The sequence below is a fragment of the Pseudomonas sp. 65/3-MNA-CIBAN-0223 genome, assembly GCF_040310425.1.
GTDB lineage: Bacteria > Pseudomonadota > Gammaproteobacteria > Pseudomonadales > Pseudomonadaceae > Aquipseudomonas > Aquipseudomonas gregormendelii.
In genome coordinates this window covers 193,594-217,317 of record NZ_JBEOPV010000011.1, presented here as the reverse complement: position 1 = coordinate 217,317, position 23,724 = coordinate 193,594, and the positions used below count along the sequence as shown (strand labels likewise).

The 23,724-nt window shown below is 60.4% G+C and carries 19 protein-coding genes, 2 tRNA genes and 1 riboswitch; of the genes, 1 reads left to right on the top strand and 20 read right to left on the bottom strand.

The annotated features are described in order from the left end of the window. Positions 1 to 142: 142 nt before the first annotated feature. From AAEZ09_RS16205 to ltaE, 6 genes are all read right to left on the bottom strand, one after another. Positions 143 to 219 (bottom strand) — tRNA-Arg (locus tag AAEZ09_RS16205). Positions 220 to 326: 107 nt separating this feature from the next. Beyond that, positions 327 to 417: transfer RNA gene (locus AAEZ09_RS16200), tRNA-Ser, on the bottom strand. Between the two features lie 62 nt (positions 418 to 479). After that, complete coding sequence (csrA, locus tag AAEZ09_RS16195) at positions 480 to 668, bottom strand: carbon storage regulator CsrA (RefSeq protein ID WP_002554426.1); 189 nt, start codon at positions 666 to 668, stop codon at positions 480 to 482. A 186-nt stretch (positions 669 to 854) separates the two neighbouring features. Further along, on the bottom strand, positions 855 to 2,096 hold the full coding sequence (locus AAEZ09_RS16190; protein ID WP_031319071.1) for an aspartate kinase: 1,242 nt from the start codon (positions 2,094 to 2,096) through the stop codon (positions 855 to 857). 91 nt (positions 2,097 to 2,187) lie between these two features. Beyond that, entirely contained in the window at positions 2,188 to 4,806 is a 2,619-nt protein-coding gene (alaS, locus tag AAEZ09_RS16185; protein ID WP_122840234.1) for an alanine--tRNA ligase, read from the bottom strand. 146 nt (positions 4,807 to 4,952) lie between these two features. After that, entirely contained in the window at positions 4,953 to 5,957 is a 1,005-nt protein-coding gene (gene ltaE, locus AAEZ09_RS16180; protein WP_350600019.1) for a low-specificity L-threonine aldolase, read from the bottom strand. 268 nt (positions 5,958 to 6,225) lie between these two features. Next, a riboswitch (FMN riboswitch) is annotated at positions 6,226 to 6,396 on the top strand. 102 nt (positions 6,397 to 6,498) lie between these two features. Between ltaE and AAEZ09_RS16175 the strand changes: the two genes are divergently transcribed. Beyond that, entirely contained in the window at positions 6,499 to 7,008 is a 510-nt protein-coding gene (locus AAEZ09_RS16175; RefSeq protein WP_045057445.1) for a 6,7-dimethyl-8-ribityllumazine synthase, read from the top strand. Between the two features lie 108 nt (positions 7,009 to 7,116). Here the strand turns inward: AAEZ09_RS16175 and astE are convergent, their stop codons facing one another. The 14 genes from astE to acs form a co-directional block, all read right to left on the bottom strand. Then, positions 7,117 to 8,127: a succinylglutamate desuccinylase gene (gene astE / locus AAEZ09_RS16170; RefSeq protein WP_045057446.1), complete on the bottom strand. Its 1,011-nt coding sequence runs from the start codon at positions 8,125 to 8,127 to the stop codon at positions 7,117 to 7,119. A gap of 12 nt (positions 8,128 to 8,139) precedes the next feature. After that, entirely contained in the window at positions 8,140 to 8,430 is a 291-nt protein-coding gene (locus AAEZ09_RS16165; protein ID WP_045057447.1) for a hypothetical protein, read from the bottom strand. Positions 8,431 to 8,481: 51 nt separating this feature from the next. Further along, positions 8,482 to 9,828, bottom strand: coding sequence for an N-succinylarginine dihydrolase (gene astB / locus AAEZ09_RS16160; protein WP_350600018.1), 1,347 nt, complete (start codon positions 9,826 to 9,828; stop codon positions 8,482 to 8,484). Positions 9,829 to 9,988: 160 nt separating this feature from the next. Further along, a complete protein-coding gene (gene astD / locus AAEZ09_RS16155; RefSeq protein ID WP_240889566.1) occupies positions 9,989 to 11,458 on the bottom strand; it encodes a succinylglutamate-semialdehyde dehydrogenase in 1,470 nt (489 codons plus the stop codon). Next, entirely contained in the window at positions 11,455 to 12,480 is a 1,026-nt protein-coding gene (gene astA / locus AAEZ09_RS16150; RefSeq protein ID WP_045057450.1) for an arginine N-succinyltransferase, read from the bottom strand. The genes astD and astA overlap by 4 nt, the downstream gene beginning before the upstream one ends. Before the next feature lie 83 nt (positions 12,481 to 12,563). Next, positions 12,564 to 13,583 (bottom strand): arginine/ornithine succinyltransferase subunit alpha, encoded by a 1,020-nt coding sequence (gene aruF / locus AAEZ09_RS16145; protein WP_045057451.1) that lies wholly within the window; start codon positions 13,581 to 13,583, stop codon positions 12,564 to 12,566. A 227-nt stretch (positions 13,584 to 13,810) separates the two neighbouring features. Then, positions 13,811 to 15,031 carry an aspartate aminotransferase family protein gene (locus AAEZ09_RS16140; protein ID WP_045057452.1) on the bottom strand — a complete coding sequence of 407 codons (1,221 nt, stop codon included), beginning with the start codon at positions 15,029 to 15,031 and terminating at the stop codon, positions 13,811 to 13,813. Positions 15,032 to 15,357: 326 nt separating this feature from the next. Next, entirely contained in the window at positions 15,358 to 16,338 is a 981-nt protein-coding gene (locus AAEZ09_RS16135) for a GlxA family transcriptional regulator (protein WP_010457247.1), read from the bottom strand. 287 nt (positions 16,339 to 16,625) lie between these two features. After that, positions 16,626 to 17,390, bottom strand: a complete 765-nt coding sequence (locus AAEZ09_RS16130; RefSeq protein ID WP_045057453.1) for an ABC transporter ATP-binding protein — start codon at positions 17,388 to 17,390, stop codon at positions 16,626 to 16,628. A gap of 27 nt (positions 17,391 to 17,417) precedes the next feature. Further along, positions 17,418 to 18,530: a M14 family metallopeptidase gene (locus tag AAEZ09_RS16125; RefSeq protein ID WP_045057454.1), complete on the bottom strand. Its 1,113-nt coding sequence runs from the start codon at positions 18,528 to 18,530 to the stop codon at positions 17,418 to 17,420. Between the two features lies 1 nt (position 18,531). Next, positions 18,532 to 19,230, bottom strand: a complete 699-nt coding sequence (locus AAEZ09_RS16120) for an ABC transporter permease (protein ID WP_045057455.1) — start codon at positions 19,228 to 19,230, stop codon at positions 18,532 to 18,534. After that, a complete protein-coding gene (locus tag AAEZ09_RS16115; RefSeq protein ID WP_045057456.1) occupies positions 19,227 to 19,916 on the bottom strand; it encodes an ABC transporter permease in 690 nt (229 codons plus the stop codon). The genes AAEZ09_RS16120 and AAEZ09_RS16115 overlap by 4 nt, the downstream gene beginning before the upstream one ends. A gap of 92 nt (positions 19,917 to 20,008) precedes the next feature. After that, positions 20,009 to 20,782 (bottom strand): L-arginine-binding protein AotJ, encoded by a 774-nt coding sequence (gene aotJ, locus AAEZ09_RS16110; RefSeq protein WP_045057457.1) that lies wholly within the window; start codon positions 20,780 to 20,782, stop codon positions 20,009 to 20,011. A gap of 701 nt (positions 20,783 to 21,483) precedes the next feature. Further along, complete coding sequence (gene acs, locus AAEZ09_RS16105; protein ID WP_205892650.1) at positions 21,484 to 23,439, bottom strand: acetate--CoA ligase; 1,956 nt, start codon at positions 23,437 to 23,439, stop codon at positions 21,484 to 21,486. Positions 23,440 to 23,724: the final 285 nt, after the last annotated feature.

The window sequence follows — 23,724 nt, the reverse complement described above, 5'->3', positions numbered from 1 at the left end:
ACTCGACAGGATTCGAACCTGTGACCGCTCGGTTCGTAGCCGAGTACTCTATCCAGCTGAGCTACGAGTGCATTTGTGTTTTTATACCAGATCACAACTGGTTGTAGCCAAGTTATTCGCATTGCTGCAAACAACTCTTAAATGGTGCACTCGACAGGATTCGAACCTGTGACCGCTCGGTTCGTAGCCGAGTACTCTATCCAGCTGAGCTACGAGTGCATTTGTTGCCGCGCATTATAGGCCGTCTAATCTCTATGTCAAACACTTTTTCTAGTAATTTCAACAACTTACCGAAAAAGCCAGATTACAACGTACTACGCAAATAATGGCGGAGAACGGGGGATTCGAACCCCCGACACCCTTTTGAGGTGTACTCCCTTAGCAGGGGAGCGCCTTCGGCCACTCGGCCAGCTCTCCGCAACACGGGGCGTATATTAACCAGCTTCTTCCCCGTTTGCAAACATAAAAAGCGATAAAAATTAATGGCTTGGTTCTTCGTCCTTCTCTTTCTTTATACGCAGGTAAATTTCCTCACGGTGGACCGCTACCTCTTTCGGGGCGTTGACACCGATACGCACTTGATTTCCTTTGACGCCGAGCACGGTCACGGTGATTTCGCCATCACCGATAATCAGGCTTTCTGCGCACCGACGAGTCAGAATCAGCATACCTTTCTCCTCACGCATTTCATTTCAGGGACAACAGTCTGCAAAAAAAAGGCACTCGACCTACCACCTGAAAAGGTCGCAGCCCTACATGCCTGAGTATTGACCAGCGCGAGCAAAAGAACAGCCTTGGGTCGCGCCTTTCAAAAAACAGCAGGCGCGGTCAGACCGCGCCTGTTGGCAAACGCATCACTCGCCTTGACGAGCCGGTGCGTCCAGTTCGAAAGCCGTGTGCAGAGCGCGCACAGCCAGTTCCAGGTACTTCTCTTCGATCACTACGGAGACTTTGATTTCCGAAGTCGAGATCATCTGGATGTTGATGCTTTCCTTGGCCAGGGATTCGAACATGCGGCTGGCTACGCCTGCGTGGGAGCGCATGCCGACGCCGACGATCGAGACCTTGGCGATCTTGATGTCGCCCACCACTTCACGGGCACCGATCTCGCGAGCGGTGTTCTCCAGCACGGTTTGTGCGGCCTGGAAGTCATTGCGGTGTACGGTGAAGGTGAAGTCGGTGGTGTTATCGTGCGCAACGTTCTGCACGATCATGTCGACTTCGATGTTCGCGGCACTGATCGGGCCGAGGATCTTGAACGCAACACCCGGGGTGTCTGGCACGCCACGGATGGTCAGCTTGGCTTCATCGCGATTGAAAGCGATGCCGGAAATGATCGGCTGTTCCATGGTTTCCTCTTCATCAATAGTAATGAGGGTGCCCGGACCCTCCTTGAAGCTGTGCAGTACGCGCAGCGGAACGTTGTACTTGCCGGCGAATTCCACCGCACGGATCTGCAACACCTTGGAACCGAGGCTGGCCATTTCCAGCATCTCTTCAAAGGTAATCTTGTCCAGGCGCTGGGCCACGGACACCACACGCGGGTCGGTGGTGTAGACGCCATCGACGTCGGTGTAGATCTGGCATTCGTCAGCCTTCAGGGCTGCCGCCAGGGCAACGCCGGTGGTGTCGGAGCCGCCACGACCCAGGGTGGTGATGTTGCCGTGCTCGTCGACGCCCTGGAAACCGGCGACAACGACTACGCGACCGGCCTTCAGGTCACCGCGAATCTTCTGGTCATCTATCTGCAAGATACGCGCTTTGTTGTGCGCGCTGTCCGTCAGGATCCGCACCTGGTTGCCGGTGTAGGACACCGCTGGCACGCCACGCTTGATCAGCGCCATGGCCAACAGTGCAATCGTCACCTGCTCGCCAGTGGAAACGATCACATCCAGCTCACGGGGAACCGGTTGGCCGTCGCCACTGATTTGCTTGGCCAGATCGATCAGACGGTTGGTCTCGCCGCTCATTGCAGACAGCACAACCACCAGGTCATCGCCGGCATCGCGGAATTTCTTAACCTTGTCGGCGACCTGCTCGATTCTCTCGACAGTGCCGACCGAGGTGCCTCCAAATTTCTGTACGATCAAAGCCATTTCAAAGCCGCCTCTGCCCATGAAGGGCGCCCAAATAATCACTCAAACAGCGCGCCGGCCCGCCACTAGACAACGGGCCGGACACCCTGCCTTATAAACCCTGCTCTACAAATGGAACAGTCAGGGCCAGGGCCGCATCCAGTGCGCCAGCGTCAGTACCACCGCCTTGCGCCATGTCTGGACGACCACCGCCCTTCCCGCCCACTGCTGCAGCGGCTTGCTTCATCAAATCACCGGCTTTGAGTTGGCCAGTCAGGTCTTTGGTTACGCCTGCAACCAGAACGACCTTTTCCTCATGGACACTGCCGAGCAGGATCACTGCGCGGCCGAGTTTGTTTTTCAGTTGATCGACCAGCGCCAGCAGCGCCTTGCCATCCTGGCCGTCCAGACGCACGGCCAGCACTTTCACACCCTTGACGTCCAGGGCGGAGGCCGACAGATCGTCGCCCGCCGCGCTGGCTGCCTTGGCCTGCAACTGCTCGAGTTGCTTTTCCAGCAGACGGTTGCGCTCCAGCACAGCCGACAGCTTGTCGATCAGGTTATCGCGGCTGCCCTTGACCAGGTTGGCCGCTTCCTTGAGTTGTTCTTCAGCAGCGTTCAGGTACGCCAGTGCGGCAGCGCCCGTGACCGCTTCGATGCGTCGCACACCGGAAGCCACACCGCCTTCGCTGATGATTTTCAGCAGGCCGATGTCGCCGGTGCGGTTGGCATGGATGCCGCCACACAGCTCGACGGAGAAAGCCCCGCCCATGCTCAGCACGCGCACGTTATCGCCGTACTTCTCGCCGAACAGCGCCATGGCGCCTTTCTGCTTGGCGGTTTCGATATCGGTTTCTTCGGTTTCAACTGCGGAGTTCTTGCGGATCTCGGCGTTGACGATGTCTTCCAGCGCTTTCAACTGCTCAGGCTTGATGGCTTCGAAGTGGCTGAAGTCAAAGCGCAGGCGCTGACTGTCGACCAGCGAACCCTTCTGCTGGACGTGCTCGCCCAGCACCTGGCGCAGGGCGGCGTGCAGCAAGTGCGTGGCCGAATGGTTCAGCGCCGTGGCGTGACGGACTTCGGCATCGACGTGAGTCTCTACCGGCGCGCCAATGGTCAGGCTGCCCGATGCCAGGACACCGTGATGCAGGAACGCACCGCCAGTCTTGGTGGTGTCGCGCACGTCGAAACGTGCCTCGCCCGCCTGGAGGAAACCGCAGTCGCCGATCTGGCCGCCAGATTCAGCGTAAAAAGGCGTCTGGTTGAGGACGACGACCGCCTCCTGACCTTCACTCAATACGTCGACCGACTGGCCGTCTTTATAGATGGCGACAATTTTTGCCGAACCGCTGGTGGCCTTGTAGCCGGTGAACTCGGTGGCTACGTCAACCTTGACCAGGGTGTTGTAGTCCAGACCGAACGAACTGGCGGAACGTGCACGGACGCGCTGGGCTTCCATTTCGCGCTCGAAGCCGGCTTCGTCAACGGTCAGGTTGCGTTCGCGAGCGATATCTGCGGTCAGGTCCATCGGGAAACCGTAGGTGTCGTACAGCTTGAACACCACATCGCCCGGCACCACGGTGCCTTTGAGTTCCAGCAGATCCTGCTCGAGAATCTTCAAACCGTGTTCCAGGGTCTTGGAGAACTGTTCTTCTTCGGCCTTGAGCACCCGCTCGATGTTGCCCTGCTGCTTCTTCAGTTCCGGGAACGCTTCGCCCATCTCGGCGACCAGCGCCGCGACGATCTTGTAGAAGAAGCTGCCGGTCGCGCCCAGCTTGTTACCGTGGCGGCAGGCACGACGAATGATGCGACGCAGCACATAGCCACGACCTTCGTTGGACGGCAGCACGCCATCGGCGATCAGGAAACCGCACGACCGAATGTGGTCGGAAACAACCTTGAGCGACGACTGATCGCCATTCTCGCAGCCGATGGCCTCAGCCGATGCCTTGAGCAGGTTCTTGAACAGGTCGATGTCATAGTTGGAATTGACGTGCTGCATCACCGCACTGATCCGCTCCAGGCCCATGCCGGTATCCACCGACGGTGCTGGCAACGGATGCAACACGCCATCGGCGGTGCGGTTGAACTGCATGAACACGTTGTTCCAGATCTCGATGTAACGGTCGCCGTCTTCTTCAGGAGAGCCCGGTGGGCCGCCCCAGATGTGGTCGCCGTGATCGTAGAAAATCTCGGTGCAAGGGCCGCACGGGCCGGTATCGCCCATGGTCCAGAAGTTGTCGGACGCGTACGGCGCGCCTTTGTTGTCGCCGATACGGATCATGCGCTCGACCGGCACGCCGATTTCTTTGGTCCAGATGTCATACGCTTCGTCATCGGAGGCGTAGACAGTGACCCAAAGCTTTTCCTTTGGCAGCTTCAGCACGCCGGTCAGGAAGGTCCAGGCAAAGGTGATCGCGTCGTGCTTGAAATAGTCACCGAAGCTGAAGTTACCGAGCATTTCGAAGAACGTGTGGTGACGGGCGGTATAACCGACGTTTTCCAGGTCACTGTTCTTGCCACCGGCGCGCACGCACTTCTGGCTGCTGGTCGCACGGGTGTACGCACGTTTTTCCTGGCCCAGGAAGCAGTCCTTGAACTGGTTCATCCCCGCGTTAGTGAACAGCAGGGTTGGGTCGTTGCCCGGAATCAAAGAGCTGGAGGCTACACGGGTGTGGCCTTGCTCTTCGAAGAAGCGAAGGAAGGCTTCACGGATTTCTGCGCTTTTCATTAGGTTCTTCCACGGAGGCTGCGGCCAAAGGCCTGTTCGAAACGTCAACAGACGAAGCGACGGCAAAGGGCCGCATTATATCGGCCCTGCGCGCGGGGTACAGCGTGTTTATACGATAGAAACGGTCAATTGGACGGCTAACGCTGTCAGTTGCGTGAAAACTCGACGAATGCCGCGATCACCTGTTCGATCCCGGCGCGGTCGACGTCCATGTGCGTGACCATTCTAAGCCGCCCGGCAGCGCTGAGGCGGATACCGCGCTCAGCGGCAAAGGCCTTGAAGGCCTCGGCACGGTCGCCCATCTGCACATACACCATGTTGGTCTGTACGGGCTCGACGGCATAACCCGCCTTGACCAGCCCGTCGGCCAGCCACTGTGCGTTGGCATGGTCGTCGGCCAGGCGCTGAACGTTGTTGTCCAGAGCATACAGCCCCGCCGCCGCCAGCAGCCCGGCCTGGCGCATGCCACCGCCGACCATCTTGCGCAGTCGCCGCGCCTTGCCGATCAGCTCGACCGAGCCACACAGCACCGAACCGACCGGCGCGCCCAGGCCTTTGGACAGGCATACCGAAACCGAATCAAAATGCCGGGTGATCTCCTGGGCGTCCACCCCCAGCTTGACCGCAGCGTTGTACAGCCGCGCGCCATCCAGGTGCAGGGCAAGGCCGTGTTCACGGGTGAAAGCCCGGGCCCGCGCCAGGTATTCCAGGGGCAGGACTTTGCCCTGCATGGTGTTTTCCAGGGCCAGCAAGCGGGTGCGGGCGAAATGGAAGTCGTCCGGTTTGATCGCTGCGGCGACATCGGCCAGGTCCAGCGAGCCATCGGCTTGGACTTCCAGCGGTTGTGGCTGGATCGATCCCAGCACGGCCGCCCCGCCCCCTTCGTATTTGTAGGTGTGGGCCTGCTGGCCAACGATGTATTCGTCGCCGCGCTCACAATGCGCCAACAGCCCCAGCAGATTGCTCATGGTGCCGGTGGGGACGAACAGCGCGGCGGCAAAACCCAGGCGCCTGGCCAGCTCGGTTTCCAGTTGATTGACCGTCGGATCTTCGCCGTACACGTCGTCACCCGTCGCGGCGCGTGTCATCGCCTCGAGCATGGCGGCGGTCGGTTGGGTGACGGTGTCGCTGCGAAGATCGATAACGCTCATGAATCCGGCCTCGGTAAGCAGGGGAAATCCCTTTCAGACAGGGATTACTGCGGTCATGTGGACGAATAATCAACCCTAGTGTGGGAAAAAACACAAACCCTGTGGGAGCGGGCTTGCCCGCGATAGCCGACTGTCAGTCGATAGGGTCGAAGGCTGACACACCGCTATCGCGGGCAAGCCCGCTCCCACAGGGTTACGCGTCGACTTTGGCTATGCGCCACGCAAAAAATTGTGTTAAAAACGCTGCGCCGCCAACTTTTATGGCGGCAAACGTTCTCAGGGCGGGGTGCAACTCCCCACCGGCGGTAATTGCGCGCAACGCGCATAGCCCGCGAGCGCTTGGTGGCAGTCCCGGCTTCGGCGGTACTGGCGGCAAGGTCAGCAGACCCGGTGTGATCCCGGGGCCGACGGTCATAGTCCGGATGAAGAGAGAACGGGATTGGCGCCAAAGGGCCGTCCGCGGGCATTCGTGCGAGCGTGCGCACCCTTAAATCCCATTCGATTCATATGCCCTGTTTTTCACACAAACAGGAGTCAGAACATGCAACCCACCGCAATCGACAGCAAAAGCAAAAACCATCAGGGCGAGCGCGTCGCGTTCATCCAGGCCTGCTGGCACAAAGATATCGTCGACCAGAGCCGTAAAGGTTTCCTGGCCGAAATGATTGCCCAGGGTTACCAGGAATCAGACATCGACTTCTTCGAAGTGGGCGGCGCGTTTGAAATGCCCCTGCACGCCAAGTTGCTGGCCAAGACCGGCCGTTATGCCGGCATCGTCGCCGCAGCCCTGGTGGTGGACGGCGGTATCTACCGTCACGAGTTCGTCGCCCAATCGGTGGTCAGTGGTCTGATGCAGGTTCAACTGGAAACCGAAGTACCCGTGTTCTCGGTGTCGCTGACCCCGCACCACTTCCACGCGGGCGAGGAGCACCACAAGTTTTTCTTTGAGCACTTTGTGCACAAGGGCCAGGAAGCGGCGAAGACTTGTGCCGACACACTGCATAAGATCCGCGCGCTGCGTCGCGCTGAGCCGCGGGCGTTAGCCGTCTAAACACCGAACCCCGTAGGAGCTGACGAGTGCAACGAGGCTGCGATCTTTTGATCTGAAAAGAGCAAGATCAAAAGATCGCAGCCTTCGGCAGCTCCTACAGGGACCGTGTCAGGCCAGGTTTTCGTCGGTCGTCGGCACGATCAGGATACCGGCGCGCAGGCCGTTCTTGACCTTGGGGTTGGGGAAGATGATCCGGGCACCCTCCTCCTCGATGATCCAGCGGGTCTGGGCGATGTCTTCGGCCAGCAAGTAACCCACTTCCAATTCCGAGAAATTCTCGACGTCCGCGGGCAGGTTCAAGCGGAAGCTGTCGCTGTGCTTGATGATTTCCCGTGCCACGCTGAACAGCTGCAGGCCGTCCAAAGAGTCATCGGCCAGCTCGGGCTCCTTGCCTTCGATAATTTGCTTGAGACGTGTCTCCAGGCGATCGACATTGACCCCGTCGTTGTGCCCGAACGGTCGCGCCTTGCCCAACTCCAGGGTGAAAGACTCGGCGCCCAGCTTGTCGTAGGTGAACGAGCTGAACACGATCGACGGCTTGTTCTGCAGCAACACCGCCTCCATTCCCGCCGCGCGCAAACGCGCCAGCTCCTTGCGCGAATGCTGGCGACCTTCCTTCCAGGGGTACAGGGCGAACTGTTCGATCTTCGAGCCGCGAATGGCGGTGTGCAGGTCGTAGTGCAGGCGCTCGCGGTCGGGCAGGCTGAAAAAGCTCGCGGCCAAACGCTCCAGCTCACAAGCGCGCAGGGCTTCGCAACCGCTGCTTTGTTCGTGACGGCCGTTGAACAGCCGATTGACGTCCTGCTCGATAAAGCGCTCGCCCTTGCGAATCGCTTCCGGGTTGCCGAACAGGAACAGAATACGGGCGCGCGGCTTCAAGTCGCCGCGGGCGATGTCATGCAACAGGCGATCGAGCAGCTCGATCGGCGCTGTTTCGTTGCCATGGATACCGGCTGACAGCAGCAGGTCCAGGCCGTTGTCGCGAGCTTCGGGGGGCCGGACTTCCAGCGCCCCCTCGCTCAACCAGCGCATCCGCACGCCTTCGACAGTCAGTTGAGTCTTCTCCGCCGGTTCGCGGCCGGCGAGGGTCAGTTCAAGCAGTTTGCCGAGGGCGAGCATAGAGCGACTTCCTTAATGGTCGTGATTGCAATCCGGGCCGTGCACGTGTTCCTCGTCGTCGCCGAGGTCAGCCGGTTCCATTTCCAGTTGCAGACTTACCAGATTAGTCGCCAATGGGCGCAGCAGCAGGTTGGCGTATTCGGCGTCACCTTCTTCGACGTCCACACCGATCAGCAACTGGCCACGACCATCCTGCTGGATCCACAGCTCTTTGCCTTGCCACATGACCGCGACGCGGGTGCAGGACGTTTCCAGTTGCGTGCCGTCGGTGTCTTCAAGGATCAGCTGCAGGGTATCGCTCATGTTTTTTTACGCTCTCTAAAGGAGATGAAGCGGCGCATGCAGCGCCGACTTTCAATTGATCTGGAATGGATAAACCGCGCCCAGTTTAAGGATTTGCGTCAGTTCATCCAGTGCCGTCCGGCATTCAAGCAGCAATTGCGGGTCCGCAAGATCGCTCTCGGCCATGCGGTCGCGGTAGTGCTTGTCGACCCATTCGGTCAGCGAGCCGTACAACGGTGCCGTCATGATAACGCCTGGATTGACCGCCGCCAGTTCCGTTTCATTCAGCGCGACGCGCAACCTCAGGCAAGCCGGGCCACCGCCGTTTTGCATGCTTTGTTTCAAATCGAAGACTTTGACTTCACGGATCAGCCCGCCCGAACTGGTCAGGCCCTGCAGGTATTGCCATACCCGCTCATTGCCACGGCATTCTTCCGGCACGATCAACAACATCGAGCCGTCGGGACGGGTCAGCAACTGGCTGTTGAACAGGTAGGACCGAACGGCGTCTTCCACGGTGACCGCAGAACGCGGTACACAGATCGCCTGAAAATTCCCGCCTGCCTTGGCGAGCTTTCCGTGCAGCTCGGCGAGCATCTGTTCGGTGTCGAGGAACGCGTCCTCGTGATAGAACAGCACCTCGCCGTTACCGACCGCGATCACGTCGTTATGGAACACGCCCTGATCGATCACCGAAGGGTTCTGCTGACCGTAGACCACCGCGTCGTCACTCAGACCGTGCAAGCGGGCGACCGCCTGGGAAGCCTCGAGGGTCTGGCGTGCCGGGTACTTCTGCGGAGCCGGGTAACGGGTGTCGAAGGCACTGCGGCCGAACACGAAAAACTCGACGCCGGCTTCGCCGTATTCACGGCAGAAACGCGTGTGGTTGGCCGCACCTTCATCGCCGAACTGCGCCACGGCCGGCAATGCGGCGTGGTGAGCGAAGTGCTGCTGATCAGCGAACATCGCCCCCAGTACGCGACTGGTGGTCGGGTGTTCGATGCTGCGGTGATATTTGCAGTTGAGGTTGGCGGCGGTGAAGTGCACTCGACCGTCGGCGGTGTCGGCGCTCGGGCTGACGGTGGCGGCGTTGGCCACCCACATGCTCGAGGCCGAGCAACTGGCGACCAGCAAGGGCATCGCGTCCTTGGCGGCGCGCTCAATCACTTGCGCATCGGTGCCGCCGAAGCCCAGGCGCCGCAGGGCTGCTACGTCTGGCCGTTCCTGAGGGGCGAGGACACCTTGCTGAAAGCCCATTTCCATCAGCGCTTTCATTTTCGCCAGGCCTTGCAGCGCAGCTTCCTTCGGGTTCGAACACTGCTGGCTGTTGCTCTGGGACGCGACGTTGCCGTAGGACAGGCCGCCGTAGTTATGGGTCGGCCCCACTAGACCGTCAAAATTGACTTCATAGGATTTCATCAGCGAGGCTCCACGAGAATTCTGTTGTTAGGCTTCAGTAACCGGATTTGAGACCGAGGCGTGGCCATCGCCAGCAGGCTGGCTCCCACAGGGATTACGTCGTACACACAGTGTGTAAACACCACCGAACCTGTGGGAGCCAGCCTGCTGGCGATTGGCATCACGCCATTTTCACGCCAGGCGTGAGGGCGGCAGGCAAGGTCAGGCTCGGCGTTTCCAGCGATGCCACCGGGTACGCGCAGTAATCTGCCGCGTAATAGGCGCTGGCACGATGGTTACCCGAGGCACCCACCCCGCCGAACGGCGCACTGCTGGCCGCACCGGTCAGCTGCTTGTTCCAGTTGACGATACCGGCCCGGCTTTCCAGCCAGAACTGCTGGTAACGCGCTTCGGAGTCCGAGAGCAAGCCGGCGGCAAGGCCGTATTCGGTGTCGTTGGCCTCGGCGATCGCCGCTTCGAAATCAGCGTAGCGAATCACTTGCAGCAACGGGCCGAACAGTTCTTCGTCAGGACGCTCGGCCACGGCCGTTACATCCAAAATGCCTGGGGTCAGCAAGGCAGCCTGAGCCTGTGGCTGGGTCATTTCCAGCAGCGCCATGGCGCCATTTGCCAGCAGATGCGCCTGGGCATCCATCAGGGACTTGGCCGCAGCCAGGGAAATCACCGAGCCCATGAACGGCGCCGGTTGCTGATCAAAAGCGCCCACTTCGATGGTCGAAGTCACCGCCACCAAGCGTGCCAGCAACGAGTCGCCCCAGGCGCCCTGGGGCACCAGCAGGCGGCGCGCGCAGGTGCAACGCTGACCGGCAGAAATGAATGCCGACTGGATGATGGTGTAGACCGCCGCATCCAGGTCAGCCACCTGGTCAACCACCAGTGGATTGTTACCGCCCATCTCCAGCGCCAGGATCTTGTCAGGCCGACCGGCAAATTGCTGGTGCAGGTGATTACCGGTGCGGCTCGAACCGGTGAAGAACAGGCCGTCGATGCCAGGGTTCGCCGCCAGGGCAATCCCGGTTTCGCGAGCGCCCTGCAGCAGGTTCAACACGCCAGCCGGCAAGCCGGCTTCGATCCAGCATTTGACCGTCAGTTCGGCGACTTTCGGCGTCAGCTCGCTCGGCTTGAACAGCACGCTGTTACCCGCGAGCAAGGCTGGGACGATGTGGCCGTTGGGCAGGTGACCGGGGAAGTTGTAAGGCCCGAACACCGCGACCACGCCGTGTGGCTTGTGGCGCAGCACGGCAGTTGCGTCGCCCAGAGGGCCGCTCTTCTCACCGGTACGCTCGCGGTAGCTCTGAATCGAGATGGCAATCTTGTTGACCATGCTGGTCACTTCGGTCGCCGATTCCCAAAGCGGTTTGCCGGTTTCTTCGCCGATGGTCCGTGCCAGCTCGTCAGCGTGATTTTTCAACGCGGCGGCGAAGGCCTCCAGCACACTGATGCGCTCGTCCAGGGTGCGCCGAGCCCAGCCCGGAAACGCCTGGCGCGCGGCTTGGACGGCGGATTCCACTTGGGCAGCGCTGGCGCCTTCACCGGACCAAAGCACTTGCTGGGTCACCGGGTTCAGCGACTGGAACGCTTCGCCCTGGCCAGACAGCCACTCACCTGCAATGTATAGCGAATTCATTATTTCGACTCCCGGGCAGCGGACAACGGAACGGCGCGCACCTGGTCGCCGGCGTTGAGTTGAAGGCGTTTGGCGGTCAGTGGGTCGACCACCAGGGTGCCGGCGGCGAAGCGTGCGGGAGCGGCAGTGATCCGGCAGTCCTCGCGCTTGCGGTTGTGAATCAGAAAAGGCGTGGCGTCGTCACCCGGGGTGCCGATGGCCAGCACCAGCGGCTGGCTGTCGCGCACCGCGCGGATCTTCGTGGTTTCGCACTCCACTGCCGGGCCTGCGTCGAAGATGTCGACGTAGCCCTGGTAGCTGAAACCTTCGCTCTTGAGCATGGCCAGTGCCGGCTCGGTGTCCGGATGAACCTGGCCGATGATGTTGCGCGCGTCCGGCGACAGGAAGCAGGTGTACAACGGAAATTTGGGCATCAGTTCGGCGATGAAGGCCTTGTTGCCAACGCCGGTCAGGTAGTCCGCCTGGCTGAATTCCATCTTGAAGAAATGCCGCCCCAGGCTTTCCCAGAACGGCGAGCGCCCGGCTTCGTCGGACATGCCGCGCATCTCGGCAATGATCTTGTTGCCAAACAGCTGCGGGAATTCGGCGATGAACAGCATCCGCGCCTTGGCCAGCATGCGTCCGTTGAGGCCGTTGCGGTAATCGGCATGCAGGAACAGCGAGCACAGCTCGGAGTTGCCGGTCAGGTCGTTGGCCAGGAACAGCGTCGGAATCTCGCGATAGATGTTCAGCTCTTGCGAAGCGCTGACCGTCAGGCCAACCCGGAAGTTGTACCAGGGCTCACGCAGGCCGACCGCGCCGGCGATGGCGGAAATGCCCACCACGCGACCGCTGTCATCTTCGAGCACGAACAGGTAGTCCGCATCGCCCCGCCCGGCTTCTCCGCGAAAGGTCTTCTCGGCCCAGCCGACCCGGTGGGCCAGCCGCTCTTCGTTGGCCGGCAAGGTGGTCAGGCCGGTGCCAGTGCTGCGGGCCAGCTCGATCAGAGCGGGTAAATCGCTGCTGCGTACGGGACGAACGATCATGCTATCTCCTCAGTCGGGCCGCTTGCGCCACCCGCGAAACTTCGCTGCTATCTAGGCAATTCTTTCCAGGCGCGGCAGCGGGGTTAAACCGCTACCAGGCGCACGCTGGCACCTTCACCGACACCCAGGGCCTCGGCTGTTTCCAGGTCCAGGGTCACGGGTTTGCCCGGCGCATAATCGAGCTCAAGCAATACGGCGCGGTAATCCTGCAACTGGGCATTGGCCACCAGGTACTGGCGCCCGACACCTTTGGCCGGCTCGCCGATTTTCACCGGGACCACACGGCTCTGGGCGATGGAGCGGATCCCCGAGACGCGCGCATGCAGGGTTGGGCCGCCGTCGAAAATATCGATGTAATGATCGGTCTCGAAGCCTTCGCGCATCAGGATGTCGAACGTAATCTGCGCCCGCGGGTGCACCTGGCCCATCGCCTCCTGGGCGGTGTCCGGCAGCAACGGCACGTAGATCGGGTAATGCGGCATCAGTTCAGCGAGGAAGGTGCGGCTTTTCAGCCCGCACAGGCGCTCGGCTTCGGCATAGTTGAGGTCGAAGAAGTTACGCCCGATGGCATCCCAGAATGGCGAGTCGCCGTTCTCGTCGCTATAGCCGACGATCTCGGTTACCACGGAATCGGCAAAACGCTCCGGATGGCTGGCCACGAACAACAGGCGACCACGGGAGTTAAGCTCGGCCCAGGGCGAACCCACCAACTCACGCTGCACGTAGAAGCTGGTGAGCAAGCTGTTGCCGGTCAGGTCGTGGCACTGGGACAACACGTGAATCTTGTTATGAATCTTCAGCTCGCGGGAAGCGTGCACGAAGGTTTCATTGCGAAAGCTGTAGAAGGGTTCCGAATAACCGGCCGAGGCCACGATGGCCGAACAGCCCACCAGCTTGCCGGTGGCGGTGTCTTCGAGGACGAAGAAATAGGTTTCCTCGCCGTTGAAGCTCACTTCGGCGGCAAACGACGCTTCGCTCGCAGCAATCTTGTCGCTCAGGCGTTCAACGTCATCCGGCAAGGAAGTGACACCAATCGGGCTGTCCGCAGCCAGACGCTGTACCTCGCCCAGATCAGCCATTTGCGCGGGGCGCATCACCAGCATGGTGTCACTCCTTAATCTCAGAACTTACAAAAGAAAAAATCCCGGGCCATCCCTGAAACAACTCAGAGTCAACTGTGGGAGCCAGCCTGCTGGCGATAGCGTCCTGTCAGGCAACAATGATGTTGGCTGTCAGGCCCTCATCGCCAGCAGGCTGGCTCCCACAGTTTGATTCGGTCCGGCATAAAAATTGGGATCGACGCCTGAACGCTCAGGCGCCGAAAGGTCTATCAGGCTTGCGTCAACTTCGCCGCAGCGCGTTCGAAACGATCCAGGCCGGCATCGATATCGGCATCTTCAACCACCAGGCTCGGGGCGAAACGAATCACGTCCGGGCCCGCCTGCAGAATCATCAGGCCTTCTTTCTCGGCAGCGTTGAAGATGTCCTTGGCCTTGCCTTTCCAGGCGTCATTCAGCACGCAGCCAATCAGCAGCCCCAAGCCACGCACCTGGGTGAACAGGCCGTACTTCTCGCCGATCTGCTCAAGGCGCGCCTTGAACTTGTCGTGCTTGGCATTCACGCCAGCCAGCACTTCAGGGGTGTTGATCACGTCGATCACCGCTTCGGCGACCGCACAGGCCAGCGGGTTGCCGCCGTAGGTGGTGCCGTGGGTGCCGACCACCAGGTGCTTGGCCAGCGCTTCGGTCGTCAGCATCGCCGCGATCGGGAAACCGCCGCCCAGGCTCTTGGCGCTGGTCAGGATGTCCGGCGTCACGCCGTAATGCTGGTAGGCGAACAGCTTGCCGCTGCGGCCCATGCCGGTTTGCACTTCGTCGAACACCAGCAGCGCGTCGTGCTCGTTGCACAGCTCGCGGGCGCCTTGCAGGTAAGCCAGTTCGGCCGGCAGCACGCCGCCCTCGCCCTGGATCGGCTCCAGCACCACTGCACAAGTCTTGTCAGACACCGCCGCTTTCAAAGCGGCCAGGTCGTTGTAAGGCACGTGGGTGATACCGGTGATCTTCGGACCAAAGCCATCGGAATACTTGGACTGGCCACCGACGTTGACAGTGAACAGGGTGCGGCCGTGGAAGCTGTTCAGCGCCGCGATAATTTCGTACTTCTCGCTACCAAAACGATCAAACGCGACGCGACGCGCCAGCTTGAACGCGGCCTCGTTGGCCTCGGCACCGGAGTTGCAGAAGAACACGCGCTCGGCAAAGGTGGCGTCGATCAGTTTATGCGCCAGGCGCAGGGCCGGCTCGTTGGTGAACACGTTGGACACGTGCCACAGCTTGTTCGCCTGCTCTGTCAGGGCACCGACCAGCGCTGGATGAGCGTGGCCCAATACGTTAACGGCAATCCCGCCAGCAAAGTCGATCAACTCGCGGCCGGACTGGTCCCACACGCGGGAACCGGCGCCACGCACCGGAATGAATGCGGCAGGCGCATAGTTGGGAACCATTACCTGGTCAAAATCGGCGCGTTCTACCGCAGCGTGCTCAACGGACATCGGAGTCTCCTGAAGAGGAACACCCGCCTGGAACTGGCGAGCGATGGGGGGATTGTAGGGAGAGTTTTCGCCCTGGCCTTGCCGCCAAGCGACAACTTCTTATAGCGCAAACCCCGGTTTCAACCGGGTTTACGGCAATGCGACATATAGCTTCGCAAAGGCGCAGTTTAAACTGTCGAGCGTGCTTATAGGCAGTACTGCGCAAACCGATGCTCTTTAGGAGCTGCCGCAGGCTGCGATCTTTTGATTGTGATTTTTCAAGATCAAAAGATCGCAGCCTGCGGCAGCTCCTACAGGGGATAGTGACCGATCAACGGGCGCTGGAGCTAGCCGCGCTCGGAAGGCACCGACGACAATTCGAACGGGCTGCTGCTGCGCCGCTGGTTACGATCTTCCCGTGGCGTGGCACCGAAGAAGTTGCGGTAGGCGCTGGAGAAATGCGGCCCCGAGGAGAAACCGCAGGACAGGCCGATCTGAATGATCGACTTGCTGGTCTGCATCAGCATCTGCCGGGCCTTGTTCAGGCGCAGTTCCAGGTAGTACTGGCTGGGCACGCGATTGAGGTACTGCTTGAAGATGCGCTCCAGCTGCCGACGGGACACGCACACATGCTGGGCGATTTCGTCGGTGGTCAGCGGCTCTTCGATGTTGGCCTCCATCAGCAACACGGCCTGGGTCAGCTTCGGATGGCTGGAGCCCAGGCGGTTCTGCAGCGGAATGCGCTGGCGCTCACCGCCTTCGCGAATGCGCTCAACCACCAGCTCCTCGGAAACCGCACCGGCCAGTTCCGCACCGTGATCACGGGCCAATACCGCCAGCAGCAGGTCGAGTACCGAGAGGCCGCCGCACGCGGTGAGGCGATCGCGATCCCAGTCGAACAGATGACTGGTGGCGATGACTTTCGGGAAGCGCTCGGCGAAATCGTCCTGCCAGCGCCAGTGCACGGCGGCCCGATAACCGTCGAGCAAACCCAACTGCGCCAACGGGTACACACCGGCAGACAGGCCACCAATGACACAACCGGCGCGCACCAATTGTTTCAACGAACTGCTGAGGGCCGGCGCGAGGGTGGTCGGCGGCTCGTCAGCGAGCAGAAACAGTTTCTGGAAGTTTTCCAGCTTGCCGGCCCAAGGCTCGCCCGGCAATTGCCAGGCGCCTTCGGTCGGCGGTTCGGCCTGCAGGAACGACAGCTCGTAGACAACGTCCGGATGCACACGCTGGGCAACACGCAAGGCCTCCTCAGCCAGCGCAAGCGTCAGTGCTTTAGTGCTGGGCCAAATCAGGAAACCAATTCGATGGGCAGTCATGGAGGGCAGTCCGAAACGAAAACAGTGATGAAGGCATGGGCCAATGCTAGCCCGAAAATGAACGCAAATCTTGAAACCGACACCGATCAACTATGGGGGGCCGGCCGGCTCGCGCCCGCCCCTACACCGATGATCTGTAGGAGCTGTCGAGTGAAACGAGGCGGCGATCTTTTGATTTGAACAATCAAGATCAAAAGATCGCAGCCTTCGGCAGCTCCTACAGGGGGATCGCGGCCAGCTTCAGGCTGCGAAGCATGCACCATCCAGGTGCACAACGGCAGTCCTGATTACTTCAGGCTACCCGAGAGGAATTGTTGCAGGCGCTCGGACTGTGGGTTGACCAGTACTTCGCGCGGATTGCCGCTTTCTTCAACGATGCCCTTGTGCAGGAACACCAACTGGTTCGACACCTCGCGGGCGAAGCCCATTTCGTGGGTCACCACCACCATGGTCCGGCCTTCCAGCGCCAGGGCCTGCATGACTTTGAGCACGTCGCCCACCAGTTCCGGGTCGAGGGCCGAAGTCGGTTCGTCGAACAGCATCACTTCCGGCTCCATCGCCAGCGCACGGGCAATCGCAACGCGCTGTTGTTCGCCGCCGGACATGTGGCCCGGGTAGGCGTCCTTGCGATGGGCCACGCCCACCTTGTTCAGGTAGTGCTCGGCCTTCTCGCGGGCTTCAGCCTTGGACATGCCCAGCACGTGCACGGGCGCTTCCATGATGTTTTCCAGCGCAGTCATGTGCGACCACAGGTTGAAATGCTGGAACACCATCGACAGGCGCGAACGCATGCGCTGCAGCTGCTTCGGATCGGCGGCTTTCATGGCGCCGTCCTTGTTCGCCACCAACTTGAGCTCTTCGTTGTTGAGCAGGATACGGCCCGCGTGCGGCTGCTCGAGCAGGTTGATGCAACGCAGGAAAGTACTTTTGCCGGAGCCACTGGAGCCGATGATGCTGATCACATCGCCAGCCGCCGCTTTCAGGGACACACCCTTGAGCACTTCGTGACTGCCATAGCGTTTATGCAGGTCTTGGACTTCAAGTTTGTACATGCGGTCGGTTCTCACAAAAACAGTCAGTCAGTCGTTGAGCAAGCGCCCGTGACGCAGCGCTTCGCGCCCCGCCACCTTGGCCAGCCAGAAACCGGGTTGGGCATAACGCAGCCGTTCAATGGCAAACAGCACCCCGGACGTACCAGCACACACCGTGCTGACCCGATCCGCCAGCGGATCGATCACTTCGAAAATCTCGTCACCGGCCTCGACCCACTCGCCGGGCTTGCGCAAAAAGCTGATCACCCCCGGGTGCGGCGCGAACAGCAATTCAGTGCCTTCGAACGGCATGCCTTCGCAGGCATCCCGGCCAGCCTTGGGCCACTCACCGCTGATCAGGCCCTGCTCGGCCAGGAACGCGAGGATGCCTTCGGCATACGCTTGCGCTTCCCCGCGACCGGTATCAGCCTGACCACCAAGCTCGATGGTCGTCGCCAGGCACGCCAATGGAATCGGCGCCTCGGGAAACAGCCGCGACAGGCGCAACCACGGGAGCGAGCAGGCCTCGTCGAAGGAACTGCCGCCGGAATCCTCCGCCAGCAAACCCACCTTCACATCCAGGTGCGCGGCGAGCGAACGCCACTGAGGCCAGTGTTGCGGCAGTGCGTACATGTGCAACGCCGCTTCCGCATCGCAATGCAGGTCCAGCACCACATCGGCGGTGCAGGCATGGCTGAGCAGCACGCGCTGCATGCCTTGCAACTGGCTCGAAGCCGGCGGCAATGCGTCGAGCGCATCGCTCATGGCCTGGCGAATCAGCTGAGTGTTGGCGTGGGCATCATCGCCCAGGCGGCCTTGCACAGCAGCGGCCACCGGCGCACTCAACTCGACGAAATCGCGGTTGAAATTCTTGCCGCTGCCGGCCTCGAAGCGCCCTTGATGACTGCCCTGAAGCAACTGCCCAAGCCCCAGTGGGTTAGCCACCGGCACCAGTTCAATCACGCCGTTGAGCAAGCCTTGGGCTTCGAGTTCAGTCAGACGCTTTTTCAGTTCCCAAGCCGTGCGCATACCCGGCAGTTCGTCGGCGTGCAGGCTGGCCTGGATGTAGGCCTTGCGCTCACCTCTACCGAAGCGGAACACCGAAATCTGGCGTTCGCAGCCCAGGTGACTCCACGGCAATGGGTGGTCGATGCGTTCCATATCAATGCTTCCGCGGGGCCAGATAGCCCAGCCAGCGGCGCTCGGCCATTTTGAACAGGCGCACCAGGATGAACGTCAGGCACAGGTAGAAAACGCCGGCGGTGATGTACGCCTCGAACGGCAGGTAATACTGGGCGTTCACGGTACGCGCGGCACCGGTGATGTCGATCAGGGTCACGATGGAGGCCAGGCTGGTGGTCTGCAGCATCATGATCACTTCGTTGCTGTACTGCGGCAACGCCCGGCGCAGGGCCGACGGCAGCAGGATGCGCTTGTACATCTTGTAGCGCGACATGCCCATGGCCTTGGCCGCTTCGATCTCGCCATTCGGCGTGGCGCGCAGGCTGCCGGCGATGATTTCTGCGGTGTAGGCGCTGGTGTTGATCGCAAACGCCAGGCATGCACAGAAGGTGGCACTGGACAGCCACGGCCACAGGAAGCTTTCGCGTACGGCCTCGAACTGCGCCAGGCCGTAGTAGATCAGGAACAGCTGCACCAGCATCGGCGTGCCGCGGATCACGTAGGTGTAGAGCCAGGCGCTCATGTTCACCACCGCGTTCTTCGAGACGCGCATCAGGCCCAGGGGCAGCGCACACAGCAGGCCGAAAAACAGCGACAGGCCAAGCAGTTTCAGGGTGGTCAGCAGGCCGCCGAGGTACAGCGGCAAGGCCTCCCAGATGACGTTGTAGTCGAAGATCATAGATCAGCCGCCCTTACGCCTACCGAGTAGCGCTTCTCAAGTTGACGCAGTATCAGCAACGAGACGCTGGTGATCACCAGGTACATTGCCGCCACTGCGAGGAAGAAGGTGAAAGGCTCGCGGGTGGCATCTGCCGCCTGCTTGGCCTTGAACATCATGTCTTGCAGACCCACCACCGAAATCAGCGCGGTGGCCTTGGTCAGTACCAGCCAGTTGTTGGTGAACCCCGGAATCGCCAGGCGAATCATCTGCGGGACCAACACCCGGAAGAACACCTGAAAACTGCTCATGCCGTACGCCATGCCCGCCTCTGCCTGACCCTTGGGGATCGCCATGAAGGCGCCACGGAAGGTTTCCGACAGGTACGCACCGAAGATGAAGCCCAGGGTGCCGATACCGGCCGCCAACGGGTTCAGGTCGATGTAGTCGTCATAACCGAGCATCGGTGCCACGCGGTTGAGCAGGTCCTGGCCGCCGTAGAAAATCAGCAGGATCAGTACCAGGTCGGGAATACCGCGGATCACCGTGGAATACAGATCGCCCAGCCACGCAAGCCAGCGCACCGGCGACAGACGCAATGCAACGCCGATCAGCCCCAGAACGATGGCCAGGGCCATGGAAGACAAGGCGAGCTGAAGCGTCAGCCATGCGCCATCGAGGATGACAGCCCCGTAGCCTTTCAACATGATTCAGGTCCTCGAAAGTTGGGATGAAAAAATGGCGCAAACCTCAGAGATCCTGTTGCTTGCGCCATTTCGGACTTGTCGCCGGGACGTTGTTACTTGCCGTAGATATCGAAGGCGAAGTATTTGTCCTGGATTTGCTTGTACTTGCCATTGTCGCGGATGGCCGTGATCGCGGCGTTGATCTTGTCTTTCAACGCGTCACCCTTGCGCACTGCGATACCGACGCCGTCACCGAAGTATTTAACGTCAGTGAAAGCCGGGCCCACGAACGCAAAACCTTTGCCGGCGTCGGTTTTCAGGAAACCGTCGTCCAGCAGGGTGGCGTCAGCCACGGTACCGTCGAGACGGCCAGCGGCCACGTCGAGGTAGATTTCGTTCTGCGAACCGTACGGCTTGATCTCGGCACCCAGCGGGGCCAGCACTTCACGGGCGAAACGCTCGTGGATCGAACCACGTTGCACGCCGATGTTCTTGCCCTTGAGCTCGGTCAGGCCGTCGCTGACCTGAGTGCCGGCCTTCATGACCAGGCGCGCAGGGGTGTTGTAGTACTTGTTGGTGAAGTCCACGGACTTCTTGCGGTCTTCGGTGATCGACATGGACGACAGGATCGCGTCGATCTTGCGCACCTTGAGTGCCGGGATCAGGCCGTCGAACTCTTGCTCGACCCACACGCACTTGACCTTCATCTCTTCGCACAGGGCGTTGCCGATGTCGTAGTCAAAACCCACGATGCTGCCATCCGGCGACTTGGAGGCGAACGGAGGATAAGCCGCTTCGATACCGATCTTCACCGGCTTTTCGTCAGCGAAGGTAGGCAGCGACAGCACGGACAGTGCCAGGGCGCCAAGCAGCACGAGTTTCTTCATCTTGGTACTCCATCGGTATAGGGCTAAAAGGCAGAGTGAGCGACAGCCCAACATGCGAGTGAGTAAAACCGGAAAGCGATTGCTGCGTCCTACGTAACACGCGTTGTTTTCAACGCACGCAACGACGAGCGAGTGATCGGCATTCTAACGACAGGCCCGAAGCCGATATTTCTTCAATGCGACAACAAATTACAGAAGCACCGAGAATGCCGTTTTGGCACGTTGACAGCCCTGCAATTTCATGCAAGAGCAAAAGAAAGTTAACCGATCTATGCTGCAAATTGCGGGCCTATTATTGGCAAAGCCTTCTAATCCGGCAAGCGTAGCGTGGGGACTTATTTTTTAGACAGGCTGCAGACGCCCAAGGATGGGGCTTTGCGTTTCCCTATGCCCCGGATCGGGGCGGGCGGTTACACATTTAGTTACTTGAGCGATAGCCGGTAACAGTGGGAAAAGGATGACAGGGGATGCCGATAATTATTGGCTGATGTTCGTTTAGCGTCTGACTGATCGCCATCGCTAGCAGGCTAGCTCCCACAGGGGGACATGCGCTGGACTCAGATTTTGAATCCACTGGAGATCCTTGTGGGAGCTAGCCTGCTAGCGATGAGGCCCGAACAGCCCCCCCACAAAAATCCCGGACAAAAAAAACCCATCCGGCACAACACCGGATGGGGGTTTTACTGACTCAGAGAAGGCGGTTAAGCCACATTCATCGTCTTGTGCGTATCAATCAAATGCTGCACCACACCCGGATCCGCCAGGGTGGAGATATCCCCCAACCCATCGTACTCAGCGGTCGCAATCTTGCGCAGGATACGGCGCATGATCTTGCCCGAACGCGTCTTCGGCAGCCCCGGCGCCCACTGGATCACATCCGGTGAAGCAATCGGCCCGATCTCTTTACGCACCCAGTTCTTCAACTCCAGGCGCAGCTGCTCGCTCGGCTCTTCGCCACCGATCAGGGTCACATACACATAAATGCCCTGGCCCTTGATGTCGTGCGGCACACCCACCACGGCCGCCTCGGCGACTTTCGGGTGAGCAACCATCGCGCTCTCGATCTCGGCGGTACCCATGCGGTGGCCGGACACGTTCAGCACGTCATCCACGCGACCGGTAATCCAGTAGTAACCATCCTCGTCACGACGGGCACCGTCACCGGTGAAGTACATGCCACGGAAGGTCTTGAAGTAGGTGTCGACAAAACGGTCATGGTCGCCATACAGCGTGCGCGCCTGGCCTGGCCACGAATCCAGAATCACCAGGTTGCCCTCAACGGCGCCTTCCAGAATATTACCCAGGTTGTCCACCAGTGCCGGCACCACGCCGAAGAACGGACGAGCTGCCGAACCAGGCTTCAAGCCATGCGCACCCGGCAGCGGGCTCATCATGTTGCCGCCGGTTTCGGTCTGCCACCAGGTGTCGACGATCGGGCAGCGCGACTGGCCGACCTTCTTGTAGTACCAATCCCAGGCTTCCGGGTTGATCGGCTCACCCACCGAACCCAGCAGGCGCAGGCTGCTGCCGTCAGCGCCTTCAACTGCCGCGTTACCCGCCGCCATCATTGCGCGGATCGCCGTTGGCGCGGTGTAGAGAATGTTGACCTTGTGCTTGTCGACGATCTTCGCCACCCGGGTGATGTCCGGGTAGTTCGGCACGCCTTCGAACAGCACGGTAGTCGCGCCATTGGCCAGCGGGCCATAGACGATATAAGTGTGGCCGGTGACCCAGCCGACGTCAGCGGTGCACCAGTAGATTTCACCCGGGCGGTAGTCGAACACGCGCTCGTGGGTCATGGCCGCATACAGCAGGTAACCGCCAGTGGTGTGCTGCACGCCTTTAGGCTTGCCGGTGGAACCGGAGGTGTAGAGGATGAACAGCGCTTCTTCAGCGCCCATCTCTTTCGGCGCGCAGACGCTGCCCGCCACTTTCATCAGGTCTTCGTACCAGATGTCGCGATGCTGGTTCCACTTGATGTTGCCACCGGTGCGCTTGCACACGATGACCTTCTGAATGCTGCTGGTCTCCGGGTTGGTCAGGGCGTCATCGACGTTGGACTTGAGCGGGATCTTCTTGCCGGCACGAATGCCTTCGTCAGCGGTGATCACCACCTTGGATTTGCAGTCGATGATCCGACCCGCCAGGGCTTCCGGCGAAAAACCACCGAACACCACCGAGTGAATTGCGCCGATCCGGGTGCACGCCAGCATGGCGACCACGGCTTCGGGAATCATCGGCATATAGATAGTCACCACGTCGCCGCGATGCACATCCTGGCCGCGCAAGGCGTTGGCGAACTTGCAGACTTCTTCGTGCAATTCACGGTAGGTGATGTTGCGGCTTTCGGCAGGGTCATCGCCTTCCCAGATGATCGCGATCTGATCGCCGCGCTCGGCCAGGTGGCGGTCCAGGCAGTTGTAGGAAACGTTCAGGGTGCCATCGGCGAACCACTTGATGTCGACGTGGTGATCGTCGAAGGAAGTCTGCTTCACCGTGGTGAAAGGCTTGATCCAGTCGAGGCGCTTGGCTTGCTCGCGCCAGAAGCCGTCCGGGTTGACGACCGACTGCTGGTACATGGCTTTGTAGGTTGCCTCGTCGGTCAGCGTGTTGGCCGCTACCTCGGGACGAACGGGATACAGGGAAGCCGCACTCATCTTTCTTACCTCGGTGGAATAGTTGTTTTTGTATGGCCCTGTTGTAGCCCGGGGCGGCCCTATAGAACCATTCGACGATGGTAGTAACAAGCCCCTACAAATTGCCCTGACAATCCCTTTCCCCCGCTCCGCCGGGTATCTACGCCCCCTGTAGGAGCTGCCGAAGGCTGCGATCTTTTGATCTTAAAAGGTCGCCAGGATCAAAAGATCGCAGCCTCCGGCAGCTCCTACAGGGATCGCATACACCAGACCATTGCGTGATTGTTACGAAATCTGTCAAAAGTG